Source organism: Plantibacter sp. AC185 (assembly GCF_979258065.1).
Map to the genome: position 1 here is coordinate 1,868,108 of NZ_OZ409831.1, position 20,859 is coordinate 1,888,966.

Here is a 20,859-nt window from a genome sequence, read left to right on the forward strand (position 1 = left end):
CCGCGAGTGCGACGGACGCCGGTTCCGCGAGTCGTGGCTACGGGACGATGACCGCGCGACCGCGGATCGTGCCCGCATGCAGGTCCTCGTAGGCCTTCGGGGCGTCGTCGAGCGAGTACGGCTGCACCTCGACGTCGACCTTGCCCGCCTTCGCGAGCTCGAAGACCTCGATGAGCTCGCTCCGCGAACCCCAGTACGGCACCCGGACGGCGGCGTCGTAGGCGATCGACCCGAAGCCGATGGTCGCCGATCCGCCGCCGATGCCCACGATCGTCACGTCGGCCTCCATGGCGGCGACCGCGGTGGCCGTGGCGATCGTCGGGTTGGCGCCGACGAAGTCGAACACCGCGTCGACCCCGACGCCACCGGTCAGCTCGCGGATCTTGCCCGCGGCCGACTCGTCGCTGATGAGCGTGACGTCGGCGCCGACGTGCTTCGCCAGCTCGAGCTTCTCGTCGCTCACGTCGAGGACGATGACCGTCGCGCCGGAGAGCGCCTTGAGCATCTGGATGCCGACGTGACCGAGGCCACCGGATCCGATGACGACGGCGAAGGTGCCGGCTCCGAGCTTCGGCAGGCTGCGCTTGATCGCGTGGTACGGCGTGAGGCCGGCATCGGTGAGCGACACGTTCTTCACGGGGTCGAGGTCGCCGATCGGCACCAGGTGACGCACGTCGTCGACGATCATGTACTCGGCCATCGAGCCCTGGCTGCCGAGTCCGGGAGGACGGATCCCCTCGGCGACGGCGTTCGTGCAGTAGTTCTCCTTGCCCTGCGAGCAGTTCAGGCAGTGACCACAGCCCCACGGTCCGTAGACGGCGACCGCGTCACCGATCTGCAGACCCGTCTCGACACCCTCACCGAACGACTCGATGACGCCGGCGCCCTCGTGTCCGAGCGTGAGCGGCAGCGGGTACTGCTGCGCGAGGTAGTCCTCCTCGGGGAGGCTCATGACGTAGTCGTCGGAGTGGCAGACACCGGCGGCGGTGACCTTCAGGAGGATCTCACCCGGCCCCGGTGTCGGCTTCTCGATCTCGACGACCTCGGGGGCCGAGCCGATCTTCGTGTACCGCAGTGCCTTCATGGTGAGACATCCTCCTCGAGCGTCGGAACCGCACGCCGCAGTCGCTCACTAAGCGACGTGTGTCAGATAAGTCTGACCGTTCCAGTATGCGCCTCGATCCGGCGGCCGGCACCCCGTTGACAGCCCGGGCCGTCGACACCCGTCAGGACGGTTCCCAGGCCAGGACGACGTCGAGGAGTTCGGTTCGCGACAGACCACCGTCGACCCGGAGGACCGGTTGCGGCAGGGTCACGAGCCAGGCCTCGTGCGACGCCCGACTCCGGCCGTCGAACGCAGGGTCGTCGTAGCCGCTCGCCCATTCACGGAACTCCCGCCACGCACGGTCGTCATGCGGTTCGCCGGCCCGCCGCTCGATCTCTCGGGCCTCCAGACGCCGCAGCCGCTCGGCCGGATCGAGAATCACGAAGACGATCGCGTCGCATTCGGCGACGATCTCGTCACCCCAGCCGGGCATCGAGCCCGACAGGACCCAGGCCTCGCGCGGTACGAACAGCTCGCGCATGAGTTGCACCCGCTCCGCGTCAGAACGCTTGGTGACATAGGGCGGGTCGGTCGGCACCCAGAAGTAGTCGTCGGCGTCGGCGTGCGGGACGGACCAGTGGTCGGCGAGCGCCCGCCCGAGCGTGGTCACGCCACTGCCACTCGCACCCATCACGTGCACTCTCGATCGTCGCATCCGTCCATTCTGACCGGTCGGACGCGGACGAGCTCAGGCGCGGTCGTGGAGGGTCAGCTGGTAGCCGTCCGGGTCGGCGAAGGTGAAGGTGCGACCGAACGGGCCGTCGATGGGAGCCGAGACGATCGTGTGCCCGTCGGCGACGAGCGTGTCGTGGATCTCCTGGACGTCCGTGGCGTGCAGCCAGATCGCCGCGCCGATCCCAGGCTGGGGTGCGGAGGCGAGATCGGTTCCGGGGACGATGTCGCGCAGGGCGAAGGCGGTCGGCGACGTCTCGAAGACGACCGCGTGCGGCGGGCCGGCCTGCGAGCGGACGAGGCCGAGGTACTGCTCATAGAAGGCCTGCGAGGCGTCGAGGTCGGTGACCTGGAGGGAGATGAAGTCCGGTCCGGTGACGGGCATGATGTGCGTCCATTTCTGTCGTGTCAATTACCTGACACACTCAGCCTATGTCAGAATACTGACATGAGTCAAGACGGGATCGAACTGGACACCTCGCTGGGGTACCTCCTGAAGGAGGCGTCGAGCGCGCTCCGCTCAGCGATGGAGGCGGTGTTGCGACCACTCGGCATGACGATCACGCACTACTCCTGCCTCGAACTCCTCGCCCAGCGACCTGGGCTGTCGAACTCCGACCTCGCCCGCGGCGCCTTCGTCACCCGACAGTCGATGAACGTGCTCCTGCAGGCCCTCGAGCGCGACGGCTTCGTCAGCCGCCCCGAACAGGCCCCCGTCGGCAAGGCGCTGCCGACCCGGCTCACGCCGCTCGGTCGTGAGCACCTCGCGCAGGCGACCGCCGCCGTGCGATCGGTCGAGGTCCGAATGCTGAGCGGCCTGAACGCCGATCAGCAGCGGGAGGCACTCGTCGTCCTGCGCAGCATGATCCGATCACTTCGCGACGACGAGCGCTGAGGCGCCCGTCAGTCGGTGATGGGAAGGGTCTCCACGAACGCCTGGATCCGGTCCGCCACAGCGACCGGGACCTGCCAGGCCGTGAAGTGCGCCCCGCGATCCAGTTCCGTCCAGCTCCGGATGTCGCTGTACGCCCTCGCCGCGTAGGAGCGCGGGAATCCGCGTTCGCCCGTCTGCACGGCGACGGCCACGGGCACGTCGATCAGCGGGAGTTCGGGCTGCTTCGGGTGGTCGCGATACGGCCGGAACGATGATCCGACGCTCTGCGTGAACCAGTACAGCGAGACCGTGGTCAGCAGCTCGTCGTCGGTCCACCAGTCGCCCTCTCCCGCCCACGCGAGGAGCTTCTCCACGATCCATGCGGCGAGGCCCACCGGCGAATCGTTGAGGGCCGTCGCGAGGATCTCGGGCCTGGTGGCCTGCACCCGGGCATAGGCGAGACCGCGAGCCCACTCCTGGTCGTGTCGATCGAGCCAGTCCTGCTCCTCGGCGGTGAGGTCGCGCGCTCGGGACGCCGACGGGAAGGCGGCATGCGTCGCGAACTGACCGACGACCGACTCGGGATGGAGCGCCGCGAGCCAGTCGCTCGTCGTCGACCCGACGTCCTCGCCGTAGGTGAGGTAGCTCGCGTGCCCCAGCGTCTCGGTCATGAGCGCGTGCATGAGCTCGGCGACCACCGGGCCGGTGAACGGCCGGCCTGCGAGGGGCGCTGAGAACCCGTACCCGGGCAGGGAGGGGACGACGACCTCGAAGCCGAGTGTCCGGCCGTCGCCGAGGTCGACCGTGCGTCCTGCGAGTTCCTTCGCCAGCGGCAGCATCTCGATGAAGGAGTAGGGCCAGCCGTGGAACGCGATCACCGGGACCGTCACCGTGACGCCGTCCGGCGCCGGTAGCCGCGCGACATGCAGCCGCTGCCGGTCGACCTCCGCCTCGAACTGCGGCACGTCATCGAGTTCGCGTTCGATGCGCCGCCAGTCGAAGCCGTCCCGCCAGCGGACGACGAGCGACCGCAACCGGTCGAGCGAGAGGGCGCTCTCCTCGCCGGCGTCACCGATCGCGGCGGGGAGGCGAACCGCGTCGAGACGCCGCCGCAGGTCCTCGAGGTCGGCATCGGGCACCTGGATCCGGAACGAACGCATGCGCTCGACGCTAGAGCAGACGTCCGACAGGGGGCATGAGACGAGGGCGCGATGCTGCACAACCCACTGATGACACCGCCCGTCGCGACCGGTAGCATCGCCGGTACCGGGCTCCCTCGCCCGGTTGTGGCCCAGACCCCGCCGCCGCTTGAGCCGGCACCCGAATGTCTGGATCGCAGCGGCGGGGCTGGGTTCCGGTACCGAGGTTCGGATAGCCATCTTGCGAACGGACCGAGCATTCCGCCGAAACGACCGGATTCAGCGCGTAACATGATCTGTACCGGGCTCCCTCGCCCGGTTGTGGCCCAGACCCCGCCGCCGCTTGAGCCGGCATTCGGGTGTCTGGAACGTTGCGGCGGGTCTGGTTCTGAGTATCAGTGACCGACTGCAGGACACCTGCCCGGTGTCTGATTCAGGCGAGGTAGTGCGCCGCCAGGCGCTCGAGGCCCTCGTCGATCGAGACAGCCGGCGTCCAGTGCAAGGCCGCGCGGGTCTGGCGCTGGTCGAACCAGTGCGCGGTCGACAGCTGCTCCGCGAGGAAGCGCGTCATCGGCGGCTCATCGGCGCCGGGGCGGATGCTCCACAGGCGCTCGACGAGCCCACCGGCAGCTCGGGCGACACCGGCGGGGACGCTGAAGGCGGGCGGCTTCACGCCGGCAGCACGGCAGATGCCTGCCAGCAGCTCGCCGACCGGACGCGGCTCCCCGTTCGTCACCACGAACGCACGGCCATGTGCCGTCTCCGCACGTTCGAGTGCCGCGGCGATGGCCGACGCTGCGTTCGCGACGTACGTGCTGTCGATGAGCGCGGTGCCGTCGTCGAGCAGGGGCAACCGGCCGCGGCGCGCACGGTCGACGATGCGCTCGACGAGCTGCGGATCGCCTGGACCCCAGACGAGGTGCGGCCGCACGACGACGACCGCGAAGCCGCGGCGGTCCCGCGCGAGGGCGAGCAGCTCGCCCTGCGCCTTCGTGCGCGCGTACTCACCGCGAGCCGCGCCCGGATCGGCCGGTTCCGCACCGACACCCACGAGCGCAGAGCCACCGTGCGCGACGGACGGCGAGGAGATGTGGACGAACCGCGAGACGCCCGCGGTCTCAGCCGCGTCGAGGACGACCTCGGCCCCGGCGACGTTGACCCGCTCGAACTCCGCCGGGTCACCCGCCAACGAGACCTTCGCGGCCAGATGCACGACCGCGTCGACACCCTCCATCGCCGACTCGACGACTGATGCGTCGGTGATGGATCCGCGCACCTCCTCGACGTCGGTGAGTGCCGACGGTCCACGCTGCAGCACCCGGACGGGATGTCCACCGCGGAGCAGCTCGAGGGCGACCTCGCGGCCGAGCATGCCGCTCGCGCCGGTGACGAGGACGGTCACGGGGTGCTCAGCCGTTCACCGGCCAGGATGCCTTCCGCCCACACCGACAGGTGGGTGCGGTCGATCTTGGAGTTGTGGCGGATGTCGGTCGGCAGCTCGGGGACCACGAAGACGGCGACGAGCGGCTGCGGTGAGGCGTCCCGCACCTGTGCTGCGAGCTGGGCCTCGGCGAGCTGGACCCGCTTCGTGCCCGCGGTCGTCTCGACGATCGCGACGCACTGGCGGAGGCCCTCGGGGCCGACGCCCACGACGGCGGCGCGGCGAACGAGCGGCACCGTCTCGATCGCCTGCTCCGATCCGACCGGAGCGATCGGTCCGTCCTGGGTCGCGATCACGTGCGGCAGACGGCCCTCGATCCAGAGGCGGCCATCGGCGTCGAGATGCCCGACATCGCCGGTGCGGTGCCAGCGTCCGTCATCGGCGACGTCGCGGACGGCGGCCAGGTCGGTCAGCCAGAGCCGGTCGTACTGCGACTTGAGGTGCTCGGCCGAGATGATGACCTCGCCGAGGCGGTCCGCGTCCTGCGTCGGCGCACCCGTGGCGCGTCCGGCCTCGTCGAGCGGGCTGATGCGCACGTCGACGCCGCCGATGGGCGTCCCGACGCACACCCCCGCGTGCTCGGTGTCCTCGTCGGGCAGCGTGTCGAGGGTGATGTCCGAGACGAGCAGACACTCGGTCATGCCGTACACCGCGTGCGCAGAGGCGTTGGGCAGGACACCCACGAGTGCCGTGAGGAGCTGGCGGCTGACGGGCGCGCCCGTCGAGAGCACGGTCCTGACGCCCTGGAGCGCCTGACGGTCCGCACTGTCGAGCGCGTCGGCCGTCGCGACCACGTTCAGGATGGCGGCCGGCGAGAGGAACACGATGTCGGCGTCCGTCTCCGCCACGGCCGCAGCGACCGCTCGAGCGGTGAGCGTCCGGGGCGCCGAGATGTCCATCTCCGGCGTCGAGGAACGGGCTCCGAGCGCCGGGCCGAGCAGCGCGAAGGGCGCGAACCCGGTGACGAGCCCCGAATCGGCGGTGATCGCGAAGTGTTCCGAGAGGACGTCACGCAAGGACGACAGCTGCGCGTGGGTGTACTTCACGCCCTTCGCCGGGCCGGTCGATCCCGAGGTGTACAGGATCGCCGCGAGGTCGGTCGGGCCGGGTTCGCTGGGCAGCTCAGGCGTCGTACGGGTGTCGAGCAGGTCCTTGAGGCTGTGCGAGACGCCGAGGGCCGTCGCGGTCGCGCCGGGGAGGCGGGCGGCGGAGATCTTCATGCCCGGCCAACCGAGCGCGCGCGCAGCGGCGAGGCCCTTGGTCTCGCCGATGACGTACGCGGGCCACGCGCCTCGGACCGCACGGTGGAGGCCTTTGACGCCGAGACCGGCGTCGGCGACGACCACGACCGCACCGATGCGCAGGCAGGCGTAGATCACGGCGGTGAGCGTGGCGCCGGGCGTGACGAGCAGCGAGACGCGGTCGCCGCGCCGGACACCGAAGCGGTGCAGGCCGGCGGCCAGGCGTGTCACGCGGTCGTCGAGTTGCCGCCAGCTGACGCGACGGGCCGCACCCGAACCGCGCTGTTCGACGATCGCATCGCTGTCGTCGGTACGCCGCTCGTCCAACCGCCGCCAGAGCGGTTCGAAATCGGGCTGCTCGGTCGTCGCGGCGGCGGACTCCATCGGAGCCGCTTCGACCGGCGCGCCCTGCGGCAGGCTGTCGTCGAGCCAGGTGAGCAACGACTCGGCGACCGGGGCGTCCTCGATGACGAGGTGACCCGCGCCGGCGAAGCGGTGGACCTCGGCGTGCGGGAGGCGGTCGGCGAGGTCGTCGAGGTAGCGGTCGCTGAAGATCGGGTCGCGCGGGCCCCACAGCATGAGCGCCGGGACGCGGAGCTGGGCGACGTCGTCGGCGAGGCGCTCGAGACGCGGGAAGCTGACATGCTCCGGGGTCGCCGGGATGTCGGCGACGAACGCGCCGATGCCGCGACGGCGCGCGGGCGCGGAGTACGGGCTGCGGTATGCCTCGCGGACGTCGCGGTCGAGCGGCGGGGAGGCGAGCGACAACGTCGTGTCGAGGAAGGCGGTCGTCTGGACCGAGCCGGCACCGAGCATGCCGCGAGCGCCGGCGAGCCGCAGTGGCGCGGGGATCGGGGTGCCCTCCGGGTGGTGCACGGCCGTGTTGAGCAGCATCGACCCGACGAGGAGCTCAGGGTGCTCGGTGGCCCAGCCGAGGGAGATGACGCCGCCCCAGTCGTGACCGAGGGTGACGACTGGACCGGTCAGGCCGAGTGCGTCGGAGAAGGCTGCGAGGTCGGCGATCCGCTGTTCGAGCGTGCGGGTGACCTCGGTCCGCTCGGACCAGCCCATCTCGAGCTGGTCGACGGCGACGACGCGCCAGGCAGTCCCGCCGGCCTGGGCCTGCTCGACGGACCGGGTGATGAGCGAACGCCAGAGGTACGACCAGGTCGGGTTGCCGTGGACGGCGAGGATGGTGCCGACCGGCTCGACACCGGCGTCGCTGAGCGCCTCGGCGGTGTCGAGGTAGTGCCAGTTCCTCGTCACGCCGTCGTCGGCCAGGCGACCGGGGACGTCGATGCGGTGCGAGTACCGCGCGGGCAGGCCCGGCAGACCGGCGGCGCGCACGCCCATGGTCCGCAGGCCGACGTTCGCGGCGACCGTGCCCGCTACCACGCGAGTTCCATGAGGCCGGTGTTCAGCCCCGAGCCGACGCCCATGAGGAGGACGCGGTCGCCCTTGTTCAGCGTCGACTGTTGGTCGGCGAGGGTGATCGGGATGGAGGCCGGTCCGACGTTGCCGAGGTAGGGATAGGTGACCGGCACGCGACTGCGGTCGAGCGAGGCGGCCTTCACCATGGAGTCCGTGTGGATGGACGACACCTGGTGGGTGATGTAGCGGTCCATCTTCGACCAGCGCCACGAGTCGCCGGCGGCTTCCTTCCAGGCGGAGACGACGAGGTCGAGCCCGCCCTTGAGAAGCGCTCGGGCGTCGGTGAACATGCCGTCGACGCTGCCGACGCAGAGGTGGTTGAACTCCGTCGCAGCGCGGGTGACGCCGCCGAGGATGCGGTGTCCCTCGGGGTGACGGTCGGCCGGCCCGATGACGGCGGCGGCGGCCCCGGAGCCGAGGGTGAGGGAGGCGAACTCGCTCATGAAGTCGTCGCGATCGATGGTGCTGCCGCTGAGGCGCTCGATCGTGTTGGCGTGCACCTCGCTCGCGTCCTCGCCGTTGACGATGAGCGCGTACTCGATCTGGCCGGACTCGATCATCGCGGCCGCCATCGTCATGCCGGTCACGAAGCCGAGGCAGGCGTTGGCGATGTCGAAGTTGATGGCCGAGCTCGGGAGGCCGAGACCGTCGTGGATGCGGACGGCGACGGAGGGCTCGAGGTGTTGCCGCGTGACCGAGGTGTTGATCATGAGCCCGATCTGCGAGGGCGAGATGCCGGCCTCGGCGAGCGCACGGCGACCGGCGGACACCGTGGCGTCGTCCGAGTTCTCGCCGGGCCCCCAGTGTCGTCGCTCGACCACACCGGCGACACGTCGCAGGATGCCCTTCGGGAGGCGGGCGCGTTTCATCGCGGCCGCGAGGCCCTCTTCGATCTCGACCGAGGTCACCACTGCGGACGGCAGCGTGCTCGCCACCGACAACATGGCCACATTGTCGAATCGGGTAGTTGCGTTTCCGGTCACGATTCCTCCGTGCCTCTGACCAGGCAGTCTTGACCGCCAGCGTCTGACGGTACTCCTCTACCCTGAACGTGGACGAATCGTGTCCCCGTTGTTGACAGCGGGTACCCAGCCCGACAGCGCCACCGCGAACTGTCCACAAGCATGTTCGCCACGGGATGGGCCTGTTACGATTGTCCTAACAGTTCCCCCCGGGGATCCTGCAGTGTCCTTCAGCGGATGCCGGGATCGGTCGGGGGGCCTTTTTGTATCGGTCGGGGGGCCATTGTCGACGCACGCGGCGGGCGGGGGTAAGCGCTCACTTTCGATCTCTGAGCAAGTCGGGTTGCTCGAAGCCCGGGGACTCGTCGACGAGGCGGGCCATCTCCCCCGCGCGCTCATGACACACGGCTACTTCCGGCTCTCTGGGTACTGGCGGTATTTCCAGATCGATCCGAGTGCAGGGAGGAACGCATTCCTTCATGGAACGGAGTTCTTGGAGGTCCTCGACATCTACCGCCTCGACGCTGAGCTTCGGAACCTCCTGCTCGAAGGCATCTCCGAGGTCGAAGTGGCGCTCCGGGCGTCGTTGATCGCAAATCTGTGTACACCGGGCGGCCTGGGGGCCGAGTATCTCCAGGAGACGACCTACTCGGACAGAGTCGATGCCAGCGGGAGAAGCCACCGAGCGAAACTGCTCTCAGACATTCGCGACGACATCGCGCGGTCGAAGGAGCGTCACGTCAGGCATCATCGCGCGACGGGAGACGGTTCGGTGCCGCTCTGGGTCGCGACCGAGGCGATGTCGTTCGGGACGCTGTCTCGGATGTTCGGGCTTCTCGCCGACCGGGAGACCCAGCGGCGGGTGGCGAAGCGCTTCGGTTACGACGACGGGCTCTTGTCTTCGGCCTCGTCCAACCTTCGTGCGGTCGCCGTATTCAGGAACGTGTGCGCGCACCACAGCCGCATCTGGAACCGGCCTGTCCAACAGGATCAGCCACGATTGTTCTCCGGAGCGTTTGCGCCGGGAGTCAGGCCTCGCGACTTCGTCGGCGCACCGTGGGGCGTCATCTCCGTCCTCGGGCACATGGTCATGCAGGTCCGCAACGACACCACGTTCGCGGACGCGGTTCACCGCTTGGTGACGAGCAGCTCCTTGTACTGGCAGGGGGTCTCGGATCCCAGCGACGCGTGACCATCCCGCCCGAATGCCTCACGAGCCATGCGGTTGGCAGTGGCACTGCCACGCGCGCAGGTCGCCGCAGTAGCCTGTGGGGATGACCACCCGCCGCACCCTCGACCAGTCCTCCAAGCTGAAAAGCGTCCTCTATGAGATCCGGGGGAAGGCCCTCGTCGAGGCCGTGCGTCTCGAGGCCGACGGGCACCGCATCCTCAAACTCAACACCGGCAACCCCGCCATCTTCGACTTCGAGGCACCGCACCAGATCGTGCGCGACATGATCGCCGCGCTCCCCCACTCCCACGGGTACAGCGACAGCCGCGGCATCCTCTCCGCGCGCCAGGCCGTCTCCTACCGCTACGAGGAGATGGAGGGGTTCCCCCGCGTCGACCCGGAGTGGGTGTTCCTCGGCAACGGCGTCTCCGAGCTCATCACGATGACGATGCAGGCCCTGCTCGACGACGGCGACGAGGTGCTCATCCCCGCGCCCGACTACCCGCTGTGGACGGCGATGACGAGCCTCGCGGGCGGCACCCCGGTGCACTATCGCTGCGATGAGGAGGCGGACTGGGCGCCCGACATCGAGGACATCCGCTCCAAGATCACGCCGAACACCAAGGCGATCGTCGTCATCAACCCGAACAACCCCACGGGGGCGGTCTACTCCCGCGAGGTGCTGGAGCAGATCGCCGGGGTCGCACGCGAGCACGGGCTGCTGCTGCTCGCCGACGAGATCTACGACCGCATCCTGTACGACGACGCCGTCCACATCCCGATGGCGACCGTCGCCCCCGACCTCCTCTGCCTCACCTTCAACGGCCTGTCCAAGACCTACCGCGTCGCCGGCTACCGGTCCGGCTGGCTCGTCATCACGGGACCGCGTGACCATGCGCGCGGCTTCCTCGAGGGCATCAACCTCCTGGCGTCCACGCGTCTGTGCCCGAACGTGCCGGCGCAGCACGCCGTGCAGGCGGCGCTTTCCGGCGTGCAGTCGATCGACGCCCTCATCGCACCGAGCGGCCGCCTGCTCGAGCAGCGCGACGCCACCTGGGCCGGTCTCAACTCCATCCCGGGCGTCTCGTGCACCAAGCCAATGGGCGCGCTCTACGCCTTCCCTCGCCTCGACCCGGAGGTCCACGAGATCCACGACGACGAGCAGCTCGTCCACGACCTGCTGGTGGCGGAGCACATCCTGCTCGTCCAGGGCACGGGCTTCAACTGGCCGGACCCCGACCACCTGCGGGTCGTCACCCTGCCGGAGGAGCGTGTTCTCACCGACGCGATCGAGCGGCTCGGCAACTTCCTGTCGTCCTACAAGCAGTAGGCGCCGTCAAGCAGGAGGCGCGGCAGCAGGACATCAGCGCGGTGGCAGGATGTCGTCGAGCAGCGCGTCCTGCTGCCGGGCGGATCTCCTGCCCTAGACGCCGAGGTAGCGACCCGGCCGGTGGTTCAGCGCGAGGATGAGGTTCAGCAGGACCGCGCCGAGCGCCGAGACGAGCACGTTGAGCGGCGGCACGGCGACGAGTGACACGAGCACCACCACGGTGTCGACGGCCATGAGGACGTAGCCCGCGCGGATGCCGAACCGGTCCTGGAGGATCAGCGCGACGATGTTGAACCCACCGAGACTGGCTCGGTGTCGGAACAGGATCAGGATGCCGACGCCGCAGAGCACGTTGCCGACGACGGCCGCGTAGAACGGGTCGATGTGCCCGACCGGCAGGAACAGCGGGTGCACCCCGGACAGGACGGACACGAGCACGATCGCGCCGCCGCTCCGCAGCGTGAACACCCAGCCCTTGCCGCGGATCGCGAGCAGGAAGAACGGCAGGTTGATCGCGATGAACAGCACCGGGAACGGCACGGGCGCGAGGTAGCTGACGAGGAGCGACAGTCCGGCCGTCCCGCCGGTCACCGCCGAACCGGCCTTCAAGATGAACAGCCCGAACGACACCACCGTGACGCCGACGAGCAGGCCGAGGATGTCCTCGACCACCCCGTGTCGGACCGGAGACGGGGCCGGGGCAGGTGTGGAGGGAGCCTGCTGCGCGCTCGACGGCGCGGCGCTCGGCTGCTGGGTGCTCATTCCGCCAACGATGCGTCAGCTCATCGTCTTGCGCAACACGAGTAGAGTGCAGTGGTCATCGTGCTCGATTCCCAGCCTGAGAGTGAGCAACATGCCTCATCCCGCCACCATCGACCACCTCGACGCGCGCATCCTGACCGCGCTCGATGACGACCCGTCCATGACGGCGCTCGCCCTCTCACGCAGCCTCGGCGTCGCGAGGAACACCGTCCACGCCCGCCTGCGTCGACTCGAGACGAGCGGCGCACTCGGCGCCCCGAGTCGCCGGGTGCGACTGTCGGCGCTGGGCTACCCCCTCACCGCGTTCATCGAGATCTCCATCCGGCAGGACCTCGCGACGGAGGCCTACGCGGCCCTCGAGTCGATCCCGGAGATCGTCGAAGTACACGCGACCACCGGCGACGCAGACCTCTTCGCGAAGGTCGTCGCGCACGACACGGAGGACCTGCACCGCATCGCCGGGGTGCTGCTCGCGGCTCCGGGCGTGGTCCGGACGAACACGAAGGTCTCACTCATCGAGGTCATCCCCTACCGCGCGTCGACCCTCCTCGATCGCCTCGCCGCGGGGACGTCAGCGCGCTGAATCCGCCACTGCACTGAAGCCGTCAGCGCGCTGATCGGGCACGCACCACGACGGCGGTGCCCGCGGCGATCGCGACGACCGTGCCGTAGCCGAGGACCGTGGCGTGGAGCCCGATGGCCGAGGCGAGGAGACCCGCGATGACGGCCGGGACCCCGAAGGACAGGTAGGCGACGATGTACAGCGCGGCGAACAGCTCGGCGCGCTCGTCGGCCGGCGCGAGCGGGACGAGCGAGGCGATCGTGCCCATGAACGCCGTGCCGAACCCGGTTCCGGCGATCACGACGGCGACCACCGCGATCGGGAGCGACCCGAGGATCAGCGCGACGAGCAGGAGCACGGTCCCGGCGGACAGTGCGGACGCCCCGTAGACGGCCGCGACGACGGGTCGGCGACGGTGCAGCACCGCGGCGGCGACGGCCCCAGCGGCCGGCAGCAGCCCGATGAGCAGCGCACCCCCGAGCTGGCCGTCGACGCCGAGTTCCGTGTGCATGATGCTCGGCCCGAGGGAGAGGAACAGCCCGCCGGTCGCCCACCCGCCGAGGACGATCGGGATGCTCACGACGAACAACCGTCGGGCGTCGACGGGGACGGCTGCGCGGGGACGGATGGCGCGAGCCCATCCGGGAGCGCGGGCGGAGGTCTCCGGCACGATCCAGATGGACGCCGCGATGAGCAGATAGGCGATCGCCAGCGGCAGGAACGTCCAGCTCGACGGGTCGGCGACCGTCTGCAGCAGGACGCCCGCGAGGATCGTGCCGGAGGCGAGACCGATCATCGGTGCGATGGCGTTCAGCAGGGTCGCCGCGCGTGGCCGTTCGGGCGGGGCCAGATCGATGATGGTCGCCGACAGCGTGGAGAGCAGTGCCCCACTGGCGAGCCCTTGGAGCACGCGGGCGAGGTACAGCAGCGCTCCGGAGTCGACGTGCCAGAGGAGCAGCATGCTCGCGGCGAGCACGACGAACCCTGCGGTGATGACCGGGCGACGTCCGAGGTGGTCCGAGACCGAGCCGATCGTGAGGAGCGCGACGAGCAGGGCGAGCGCGTAGGCCGAGAAGGCGATGGTGACGCCGATCGGGCCGATGCCGAGCCGCTCCTGGAGCTCCGGGTAGAACGGTGACGGAGCGCTGGCGCCGGCGAGCATGAGCGTGCTGCCGAGCCCAGCGAGGACGAAGCCGAAGCGACGGCGCGGCAGCACGGGCGCGCCGGCAGCCGCGGTGGGCACGGGTCGGGTCGGGGGTGACGGGGTCGTCGTCTGCACGGGGCGGCATCCTTTGGTTCCAAAAATATCGAACGATTGGACGATACGCGCTTTCCGCTCATTGTTCAACTATTATCGAACCATGCCCGCACCAGCCGATCTCACGCACCCCGACCGCGAGGCGATCGAGCTGCCGGCCGTGCTCTTCGCGCTCAGCGATCCCGACCGACTCGAGATGGTGCGGCAGCTTCGGGACGGACCGATGGACGCCGCGAACTGCACCGCCCTCGACCCCACGATCCCGAAGTCGACGAAGTCCCATCTCATGAAGGTGCTCCGCGAGGCCGGCGTCATCCGGAACGAGCCGAACGGTCGCCACCGCACGCTCACCCTGCGGCGTGACGACCTCGACACCCGGTTCCCGGGCCTCCTCGACGCCGTCCTCGACGCCGACTGACCGGTGCCCCCGCCCCTCGGGTTCGCCGCTCGTGGACGGGAGCTGCCAGAATTGTCGGCGCGGTGATCGACCGCGCACACGACGACAGGGGGCTGGGGAACATGGGAACGCTGCGGTACGGGAACGAAGCACTCGAACTCGAGGACCGGACCCTCGCCCATGTGCAGATGGTCGTCGTCTCCAAACTCCGCAAGGGTGAGGCGTTCCTCCTCTCGTGGACGATCGACCCCGCGCACGGCTCGGGCCGCTACGCGATCTGGATCGAGACCGGCGTCCCGATCGTCTTCCGGTTCACCGGCTCCCGCCCGGTCGCGCTCAACCGTGCCTGGTTGCAGGCCATGCTCGACCGCACCTACACGCCGGCGGGGCTCGAGCTGATGCCGGAGGCCGACTACCCGGAGCTGTCCGCCGACAACTGAGGCACAGCCACCGGCACGATCCCGGGTAGCACAAGCGGTCCGACCGTTCAAGCATCGGTCGTCCGACACGTGCTCGATTACCATCGGATCATCGAAGGTCGGGGACTTCTGAGAGTCGGCTCGAGCGGTGCCTGGAGGGCCCGCAGCGCGCGGTCGAAATCGTCGAAGACATTCGGAGGCGGGTCACACGGATCAGACCGTGCGGCCCGCCTCGCTGTTTCCCCTCAGACCAGGGGGCCGACGGAGTGACCTCCCAGCCCATCGACGGCTCAGTCCGACCACTCAGTGCTGCGGCTGTCCCTCGGGCTCGGTGCGGTCGATCGAGTCGACGGCCTCGCGCATGCGGTCGAGGAAGTCGACGATGCCGGCCGCGATCTCCGGCTCGATCCCGGTGGTCGCCTCCATCATGCGGTGGTGCATGTGGCTCAAGGTCTTGCGGACCTCGGAGTCGGCGAAGTCGGTGGTCGAGACAGTGACGCGGCGACGGTCGGTCTCGCTCGGCCGACGAACCACGTGGCCCGCTGCCTCCAGGCGGTCGAGCATGACCGTGACCGAGGAGGTCTTGATGCCCAGGTAGGCACCGAGATCCGTCGGGCTGACCAGGCGGTGCTCCTGCTTGGCGCGCAGCATGAACCGCAGCGCGAGGAGGTCGTTCTCGCCCATGTGCATCTCGTCGCGGGTCCGACGACGCATGGCGGCCTCGGCGGCACGGTACAGACGCATGGCCTCGAGCATGCGGCGGCCACGCTCGTGCTCGTCCTGTTCGTACCAGTAGTGCTGGGCGTCAACGGCTTGGGCGGTCATGAAGTCCAACAGTAGTGGTTCTCGTAACGAGATTGTCTAGCGGAGTCCGGATCGCCATGTCAAGTGGGGTACATGCAGACGCATGAATAACTAGATTCTCTAACAACACGAACGTTGAGCAAGGAGCAGTCATGAGCACGGTGTTGGAGCGAGGCACGACGACCACGGTCGCCTGGGCTGAGCCGGACGCGACCCTCTGGGTCGCCTCGGTCGACGGCGAGTACGCCGGCATGGTCGAGTTCCGGGACGGCCGCTTCGTCGCCGCCTCGAGCACCGGCAAGGACCTCGGGGTCTTCGTCTCCCTGCTCCGCGCCAAGGAGGCGGTGGAGAACGGCCCGGCGAAGACGCTCCAGTTTCCGTACGTCGCCGCGGTCGCCGCGTCCGCGATCGTGTCCGCGACCGCCGTCGCCTTCACCGCGTTCGCCGTCCTCTAACCACTCCGTGAAGCGCTCGCTCGAGGTGCTCCCGGACGGCATCCTCGCCGAGCGCGCCGCCGACGGAGACGCCACCGCCTTCGAGGTCCTCGTCTTCCGGCACGGTTCGCTCATGCGCGCCTACGCCGTCCGCGTGCTGGGCAACCAGTCGGAGGCGGAGGACGTCGTGCAGGACGTCCTCATCCAGGCGTGGGGCCAGCTGGACCGGCTGAACGACCCGAACGCGGTGAAGTCCTGGCTGATGCGCATGGTCTCGAACCGGGCGATCGACCGCATCAGACGCCGCCGCGAACACAGCGAGATCGAGGATTGGAATGCCCCCGCCCCGTCCCATCAGTCCCCGGAACGGGTCGTCGAGGTGCGCATGCAGATGAGCGCACTCGCTTCGGTCCTCGACCGACTGCCCGCCATGCAGCGCGAGTGCTGGATGCTCAAGGAGACGGGCGGGCTGTCGTACGTCGAGATCGCCGAGTCGCTCGGGGTCCCGACGTCGACGGTGCGCGGTCAGCTCGCGCGAGCCAGACAGACCGTCCTGCGGGAGATGGAGGTGTGGCGATGAACGACGACGACCACGAGTCCATGCTCGACGGCCTGGCCGGCGCCGACCTCGACGGGCACACCATCGACGAGCTCTCCGACTACCTCGACAGCGGCCGTGAGCCCCTCGACCCCGACATCGAAGCCTCCCCCGGCTGCCAACTCGCCCTCGACGCCCTCCTCCGGCTGCGCACCCAGACCTGGGCACTGCTCAAGTCGGAGGCGGCGACGCACTCCGAGCAGGACCGCTCCTGGATGCACGCGGTGCTCCAGAACATCTCGCTCGAGGCGCACGCCGGTCGGGACATCCCGCTCAGGCACCCGGACCCCGAGGTACACCTGCGCATCACGGAAGGCTCCGTCCGCACCCTGATCCGCGGGGTGGGCGACAGCGTCGGCGGGGTCATCGTCGGTCGGGTGCGCCTCGACGGCGATGTGACGACCCTGGACGCGCCCATCACGGTGGCGATCACCGCCTCGGCCGCGTTCGGCAACAACCTCGAACGGCTGTCGCAGCTCATCCGGGATCGGGTCGTCGCGGAACTGGCCACGCACACCGAGCTCAACGTGGTCGCCGTCGACGTCACGATCATCGACATCCACACGCAGCGCGTCGCGCGGCCGGAGGACTCCTGATGGACACCGATGCCGCACTCTCGCAGCAGCTCACCGCCGTCGTCGCCGCGACACCGGGGGTCACGACGGTCTACGCGTCCGGGTCTCCGATCCGAGCGGTCCTACGGACCGTCGCCGATGCGGTCGGCCGTGACGACGACGGGCCGACGAAGGTTGCCGTCGGTCGCGGAGCCGACGGCGCGCTGACGATCGGCGCGACCATCGGCGTGACCGACGGGGCCCCGGTCCCGGCGACCCTGCGCCTCGTCGGCGATGCGATCCGCGGGGTACTCGCGACGTCGATGGAGGGGACGCCGATCCATGAGATCGACGTCCGCGTGTGCCGGATCGAGGACGCAGCATCGCTGGGAACGCCGCTCACGAGCGCGGCGACCACGCTGTAGACCCCGTCAGACGGGCGCCGGCTCCTGCTGCACCGTGGGTGCCGTGCCGCTCGTCCGCGCGCGGTGGCGGCGTTCGATCGCCTGGCCGACATAGCTCGCCACGATGATCAGCGCCGCACCGAGCGCACCCAGCGAGCCGATCACCTCCCCCGCGATGAGCACGCCGACGAGGAGCGCCCAGACGGGTTCCGTCCCCATGAGGATGCTCGCGCGCGAGGCCGAGGTCCGCCGCACCGCCCACAGCTGGACGACGAACGCGAACACGGAACACAGCAGACCGAGGAACAGCACGTCCAGCCAGCCGCGCAGATCGAGCCGCGTGACAGCTGCCGCGAGCCCTTCACCGGCGATGAGGCTGAACGCCCCGGCGCACACGAGCATCTGGACGAAGACGACGCCGAGCGTGCTGTCGGTTCGACCTCGCGTCAGGTGCGCACTCGACGTCACGTGCACCGCACGGACGACGGCCGCAGCGATCACGAGCGCGTCGCCCGCGGTGGGTGCGCGGAGACCGCCGTCCGACACGAGCAGCGCGACACCGACCACGGCCGCGACCGCGGCGACGAAATAGGACCGCGGGAGCCAGGATCGCGACGCGACACCGTCGAGGACCGGCGTCATGACGAGCGCGAGGCTGATGAGCAGCCCGGCGTTCGTCGCCGAGGTCAGGTGCACGCCCCACGTCTCGAGGCCGATGATCGCGGCCTGCGAGCAGCCGAGTGCCGCCGCGATCAGCAGGCCCCGTCCGCGAGGGAGCCGCTCCCGTCGCACGAGACAGATGAGCCCGATGGCGATCACCGCCACCAGGAACCGCAGGGCGACCGCGGCCGGCACACCGGTGACGGCGGCGAGGTCCTTCGCGGCGAGGAAGCTGGCGCCCCACACCGCCGCGACCCCGACGAGCAGCACATCGACGATGAGTTCGGAGGGTGCGCGGCGGGCCATGCCGCTACTCTCCAGGAGACGGACACGACAGAACAACAGGCAGTGTCTGGATCGACGATGAAGGAATGACTTATGGATCCCGCGCGCCTCCGCCTCCTCCGCGAACTCGGCGATCGCGGCAGCGTCGCCGCGGTCGCCGCAGCCATGCACGTCAGCGCCTCGGCCGTGTCACAGCAGCTCGCCGCGCTGCAGGCCACCATGCCGGTGCCGCTCACCGAGAAGCATGGACGTCGGCTCGTCCTCACGGAGGCCGGCGAAGCCCTCGCGGTCGCCGCCGCGCGCGTCGAGGAGGCACTCGCCGAGGCCAGGGACGCCGTGGACTCCTTCCTCCAACACGAGCAGCGCCCCGTGAGCGTCTCTGCGTTCCACAGCGCGGGGCTGGCGTTCTTCGGACCGCTGCTCGCGAGCGGCCCCATTCCCGGAGCCGATGCGACCGGTCCGGTTCCGCGGCTCATCCTCGCCGACGCCGACGTCGCGCAGGACCGGTTCGCCGGGCTCACCGCCGACTACGACCTCGTCATCGCCCACCGCCTCCCGCACGAACCGGCGTGGCCGCTCGACCGCCTCGTCGTGACACCGCTGCTCGTCGAACCCCTCGACATCGCGATGCACGAGGCGCATCCGCTGGCGGCGCGGTCGGAGCTGCGACCGGAGGATCTGCGCGACGAACGCTGGATCTCCACGCACGAGGGCTTCCCGCTCGCCGGCGTCCTCCATCATCTGGGCGCATTGAGCGGCCGGGCGCCGCGCATCGACCACCGCATCAACGAGTTCTCGGTCGCCGCCCAGGTCGTCCGCACGGGGGCTGCGATCGCCGTCATGCCGCGCACCACGGCGGCACCGTTGGCCGTCGACGGCATGGTCCTCCGACCGGTCGCCGGCGCGGTCCTCGTCCGGCACGTCGACGTCCTGGCGAGACCGGAGGCGATGGCGCGGTCCGCGGTCCGGTCGGTGCTCGCCAGCCTCCAGCGCGTGGCCGCAGACGCGACACACTGAGCTCGTATCAGCCCTCCGACGAGACGTCCACCCCCAGCCGCCCGACGCCCGGGAGGCGCAGGGTGGATGGACAACGACGAAGGAGCATCCATGCGCGCACTCACGTACCAGGGTCGCCGGTCGGTGTCGGTCGAGACCGTCCCGGACCCCGCGATCACCGCCCCCACCGATGCGATCATCCGTGTCACCTCGGCAGCCATCTGCGGCTCCGACCTCCACCTCTACGAACTGTTCGGCCCGTTCCTCGACCGCGGCGACGTCCTCGGCCACGAGACGATGGGCGTCGTCGAAGCCGTCGGCTCCGAGGTCACCCGGGTCGCGGTCGGCGACCGGGTCGTCATCCCCTTCACCATCGCGTGCGGCGAGTGCTTCATGTGTCGCAACGGGCTCCAGTCGCAGTGCGAGACGACCCAGGTCACCGAGCACGGCAGCGGCGCCTCCCTGTACGGCTACACGAAGCTCTACGGCCAGGTGCCGGGCGGACAGGCCGAGTTCCTGCAGGTGCGGCTCGCCGACGCGAACTGCATCGTCGTCGGTCGCGACCTGCCCGACGAGTCCTACCTCTACCTGAGCGACATCCTCCCGACCGCCTGGCAGGGCGTCGAGTACGCCGAGGTGCCGGACGGCGGCTCGATCACCGTGCTCGGCCTGGGCCCGGTCGGCCAGCTCGCGGCTCGCATCGCCAAGCACCGCGGTCTCGAGGTCTTCGCCGTCGACCCGGTGCCGGAGCGCCGTGCCCTCGCCGAGCGCTACGGCATCCGTGCACTCGACCTCTCAGATGACGTGGTCGCTGAGCTCCGCGACGCCACCGGCGGACGCGGCCCGGACGGGGTCGTCGACGCCGTCGGCATGGAGGCCCACGGCTCACCGATCGCGGCTGCGGCGCAGACGGCCGTCGGCGTGCTGCCCGACGCGATCGCGCGACCGGCCATGGAGCACGCCGGCATCGACCGGCTCGCCGCCCTGCACACCGCGCTCGAGCTCGTCCGCCGTGGCGGCGTCGTGTCCCTGAGCGGCGTCTACGCCGGTGAGGCGGACATCATGCCGATGAAGTCGATGTTCGACAAGCAGGTGTCGCTCCGGATGGGTCAGTGCAACGTCGCCCGCTGGATCCCGACGCTGCTCCCCCTCGTCGAGGACAGCACCGACCCGCTCGGCGTGCTCGACCTCGCGACCCACCGGGTGCCGCTCGCAGAAGCTCCGGCGATGTACGAGACCTTCCAGAAGAAGGAGGACGGCTGCATCAAGGTCGTCCTGAAGCCGTCGGCATAGCTGCCCGCTGCACGAAACGACCCGCGCCGATCATTCGGCGCGGGTCGTCTTGTGTCAGGCGGTCAGC

At 69.8% G+C, this 20,859-nt stretch carries 23 protein-coding genes; 12 read left to right on the forward strand and 11 right to left on the reverse strand.

Going from position 1 to position 20,859, the window contains the following annotated elements; all coding sequences use genetic code 11:
• Positions 1 to 37: 37 nt before the first annotated feature.
• The 3 genes from ACZZZB_RS08930 to ACZZZB_RS08940 all read right to left on the reverse strand — a co-directional run bounded on the left by ACZZZB_RS08930 (position 38) and on the right by ACZZZB_RS08940 (position 2,162).
• Entirely contained in the window at positions 38 to 1,084 is a 1,047-nt protein-coding gene (locus ACZZZB_RS08930; protein ID WP_192019625.1) for an NAD(P)-dependent alcohol dehydrogenase, read from the reverse strand.
• A 142-nt stretch (positions 1,085 to 1,226) separates the two neighbouring features.
• On the reverse strand, positions 1,227 to 1,760 hold the full coding sequence (locus ACZZZB_RS08935) for a P-loop NTPase family protein (RefSeq protein WP_463529487.1): 534 nt from the start codon (positions 1,758 to 1,760) through the stop codon (positions 1,227 to 1,229).
• Between the two features lie 33 nt (positions 1,761 to 1,793).
• Positions 1,794 to 2,162 (reverse strand): VOC family protein, encoded by a 369-nt coding sequence (locus ACZZZB_RS08940; RefSeq protein ID WP_463529488.1) that lies wholly within the window; start codon positions 2,160 to 2,162, stop codon positions 1,794 to 1,796.
• A 63-nt stretch (positions 2,163 to 2,225) separates the two neighbouring features.
• Between ACZZZB_RS08940 and ACZZZB_RS08945 the strand changes: the two genes are divergently transcribed.
• Positions 2,226 to 2,672 carry a MarR family winged helix-turn-helix transcriptional regulator gene (locus tag ACZZZB_RS08945; protein WP_463529489.1) on the forward strand — a complete coding sequence of 149 codons (447 nt, stop codon included), beginning with the start codon at positions 2,226 to 2,228 and terminating at the stop codon, positions 2,670 to 2,672.
• Between the two features lie 8 nt (positions 2,673 to 2,680).
• Here the strand turns inward: ACZZZB_RS08945 and ACZZZB_RS08950 are convergent, their stop codons facing one another.
• The 4 genes from ACZZZB_RS08950 to ACZZZB_RS08965 all read right to left on the reverse strand — a co-directional run bounded on the left by ACZZZB_RS08950 (position 2,681) and on the right by ACZZZB_RS08965 (position 8,847).
• Positions 2,681 to 3,811 (reverse strand): epoxide hydrolase, encoded by a 1,131-nt coding sequence (locus tag ACZZZB_RS08950; protein ID WP_463529490.1) that lies wholly within the window; start codon positions 3,809 to 3,811, stop codon positions 2,681 to 2,683.
• Between the two features lie 412 nt (positions 3,812 to 4,223).
• Positions 4,224 to 5,192 carry an NAD-dependent epimerase/dehydratase family protein gene (locus ACZZZB_RS08955; protein WP_463529491.1) on the reverse strand — a complete coding sequence of 323 codons (969 nt, stop codon included), beginning with the start codon at positions 5,190 to 5,192 and terminating at the stop codon, positions 4,224 to 4,226.
• Positions 5,189 to 7,867, reverse strand: coding sequence for an alpha/beta fold hydrolase (locus ACZZZB_RS08960; protein WP_463529492.1), 2,679 nt, complete (start codon positions 7,865 to 7,867; stop codon positions 5,189 to 5,191). Before ACZZZB_RS08960 ends, ACZZZB_RS08955 begins: the two co-directional genes overlap by 4 nt.
• The gene (locus ACZZZB_RS08965; protein WP_194718740.1) at positions 7,861 to 8,847 is read right to left on the reverse strand and encodes a 3-oxoacyl-ACP synthase III; all 987 of its coding nucleotides are present in this window, start codon (positions 8,845 to 8,847) and stop codon (positions 7,861 to 7,863) included. The genes ACZZZB_RS08960 and ACZZZB_RS08965 overlap by 7 nt, the downstream gene beginning before the upstream one ends.
• Before the next feature lie 361 nt (positions 8,848 to 9,208).
• Between ACZZZB_RS08965 and ACZZZB_RS08970 the strand changes: the two genes are divergently transcribed.
• Both ACZZZB_RS08970 and ACZZZB_RS08975 read left to right on the forward strand, forming a co-directional pair.
• Positions 9,209 to 10,057 (forward strand): Abi family protein, encoded by an 849-nt coding sequence (locus ACZZZB_RS08970; RefSeq protein ID WP_463529493.1) that lies wholly within the window; start codon positions 9,209 to 9,211, stop codon positions 10,055 to 10,057.
• Positions 10,058 to 10,139: 82 nt separating this feature from the next.
• Positions 10,140 to 11,366 (forward strand): pyridoxal phosphate-dependent aminotransferase, encoded by a 1,227-nt coding sequence (locus ACZZZB_RS08975; RefSeq protein WP_463529494.1) that lies wholly within the window; start codon positions 10,140 to 10,142, stop codon positions 11,364 to 11,366.
• Between the two features lie 93 nt (positions 11,367 to 11,459).
• On the opposite strand, the gene ACZZZB_RS08980 is transcribed toward ACZZZB_RS08975, so the two are convergent.
• Entirely contained in the window at positions 11,460 to 12,128 is a 669-nt protein-coding gene (locus tag ACZZZB_RS08980) for a YitT family protein (protein ID WP_194599807.1), read from the reverse strand.
• Positions 12,129 to 12,219: 91 nt separating this feature from the next.
• Here ACZZZB_RS08980 and ACZZZB_RS08985 point away from each other — a divergent pair, with 91 nt between their 5' ends.
• Entirely contained in the window at positions 12,220 to 12,711 is a 492-nt protein-coding gene (locus ACZZZB_RS08985) for an Lrp/AsnC family transcriptional regulator (protein ID WP_463529495.1), read from the forward strand.
• A gap of 22 nt (positions 12,712 to 12,733) precedes the next feature.
• On the opposite strand, the gene ACZZZB_RS08990 is transcribed toward ACZZZB_RS08985, so the two are convergent.
• On the reverse strand, positions 12,734 to 13,969 hold the full coding sequence (locus tag ACZZZB_RS08990) for an MFS transporter (RefSeq protein ID WP_463529496.1): 1,236 nt from the start codon (positions 13,967 to 13,969) through the stop codon (positions 12,734 to 12,736).
• An 82-nt stretch (positions 13,970 to 14,051) separates the two neighbouring features.
• Between ACZZZB_RS08990 and ACZZZB_RS08995 the strand changes: the two genes are divergently transcribed.
• Together ACZZZB_RS08995 and ACZZZB_RS09000 are read left to right on the forward strand one after the other, a co-directional pair.
• Positions 14,052 to 14,366, forward strand: coding sequence for an ArsR/SmtB family transcription factor (locus ACZZZB_RS08995; RefSeq protein ID WP_064295809.1), 315 nt, complete (start codon positions 14,052 to 14,054; stop codon positions 14,364 to 14,366).
• A 101-nt stretch (positions 14,367 to 14,467) separates the two neighbouring features.
• The gene (locus ACZZZB_RS09000) at positions 14,468 to 14,785 is read left to right on the forward strand and encodes a DUF7882 family protein (protein WP_194643152.1); all 318 of its coding nucleotides are present in this window, start codon (positions 14,468 to 14,470) and stop codon (positions 14,783 to 14,785) included.
• Between the two features lie 282 nt (positions 14,786 to 15,067).
• Here the strand turns inward: ACZZZB_RS09000 and ACZZZB_RS09005 are convergent, their stop codons facing one another.
• Positions 15,068 to 15,589 (reverse strand): MarR family winged helix-turn-helix transcriptional regulator, encoded by a 522-nt coding sequence (locus tag ACZZZB_RS09005; RefSeq protein WP_079704559.1) that lies wholly within the window; start codon positions 15,587 to 15,589, stop codon positions 15,068 to 15,070.
• A gap of 131 nt (positions 15,590 to 15,720) precedes the next feature.
• Between ACZZZB_RS09005 and ACZZZB_RS09010 the strand changes: the two genes are divergently transcribed.
• From ACZZZB_RS09010 to ACZZZB_RS09025, 4 genes are read left to right on the forward strand one after another with little or no spacing between them, the layout of a single operon-like run.
• Positions 15,721 to 16,023, forward strand: coding sequence for a hypothetical protein (locus ACZZZB_RS09010; RefSeq protein ID WP_085511243.1), 303 nt, complete (start codon positions 15,721 to 15,723; stop codon positions 16,021 to 16,023).
• 7 nt (positions 16,024 to 16,030) lie between these two features.
• Positions 16,031 to 16,582 carry an RNA polymerase sigma factor gene (locus ACZZZB_RS09015; RefSeq protein WP_079704557.1) on the forward strand — a complete coding sequence of 184 codons (552 nt, stop codon included), beginning with the start codon at positions 16,031 to 16,033 and terminating at the stop codon, positions 16,580 to 16,582.
• On the forward strand, positions 16,579 to 17,196 hold the full coding sequence (locus tag ACZZZB_RS09020) for an Asp23/Gls24 family envelope stress response protein (RefSeq protein WP_079706159.1): 618 nt from the start codon (positions 16,579 to 16,581) through the stop codon (positions 17,194 to 17,196). The genes ACZZZB_RS09015 and ACZZZB_RS09020 overlap by 4 nt, the downstream gene beginning before the upstream one ends.
• Positions 17,196 to 17,579, forward strand: a complete 384-nt coding sequence (locus tag ACZZZB_RS09025; RefSeq protein WP_463529497.1) for a hypothetical protein — start codon at positions 17,196 to 17,198, stop codon at positions 17,577 to 17,579. The genes ACZZZB_RS09020 and ACZZZB_RS09025 overlap by 1 nt, the downstream gene beginning before the upstream one ends.
• A gap of 6 nt (positions 17,580 to 17,585) precedes the next feature.
• On the opposite strand, the gene ACZZZB_RS09030 is transcribed toward ACZZZB_RS09025, so the two are convergent.
• Positions 17,586 to 18,524, reverse strand: coding sequence for a DMT family transporter (locus tag ACZZZB_RS09030; RefSeq protein WP_463529498.1), 939 nt, complete (start codon positions 18,522 to 18,524; stop codon positions 17,586 to 17,588).
• A 72-nt stretch (positions 18,525 to 18,596) separates the two neighbouring features.
• On the opposite strand from ACZZZB_RS09030, the gene ACZZZB_RS09035 reads away from it, so the two are divergent.
• A complete protein-coding gene (locus ACZZZB_RS09035; RefSeq protein ID WP_086472698.1) occupies positions 18,597 to 19,520 on the forward strand; it encodes a LysR family transcriptional regulator in 924 nt (307 codons plus the stop codon).
• A gap of 90 nt (positions 19,521 to 19,610) precedes the next feature.
• On the forward strand, positions 19,611 to 20,792 hold the full coding sequence (locus ACZZZB_RS09040) for an alcohol dehydrogenase catalytic domain-containing protein (protein ID WP_079704553.1): 1,182 nt from the start codon (positions 19,611 to 19,613) through the stop codon (positions 20,790 to 20,792).
• Positions 20,793 to 20,859 lie beyond the last annotated feature (67 nt).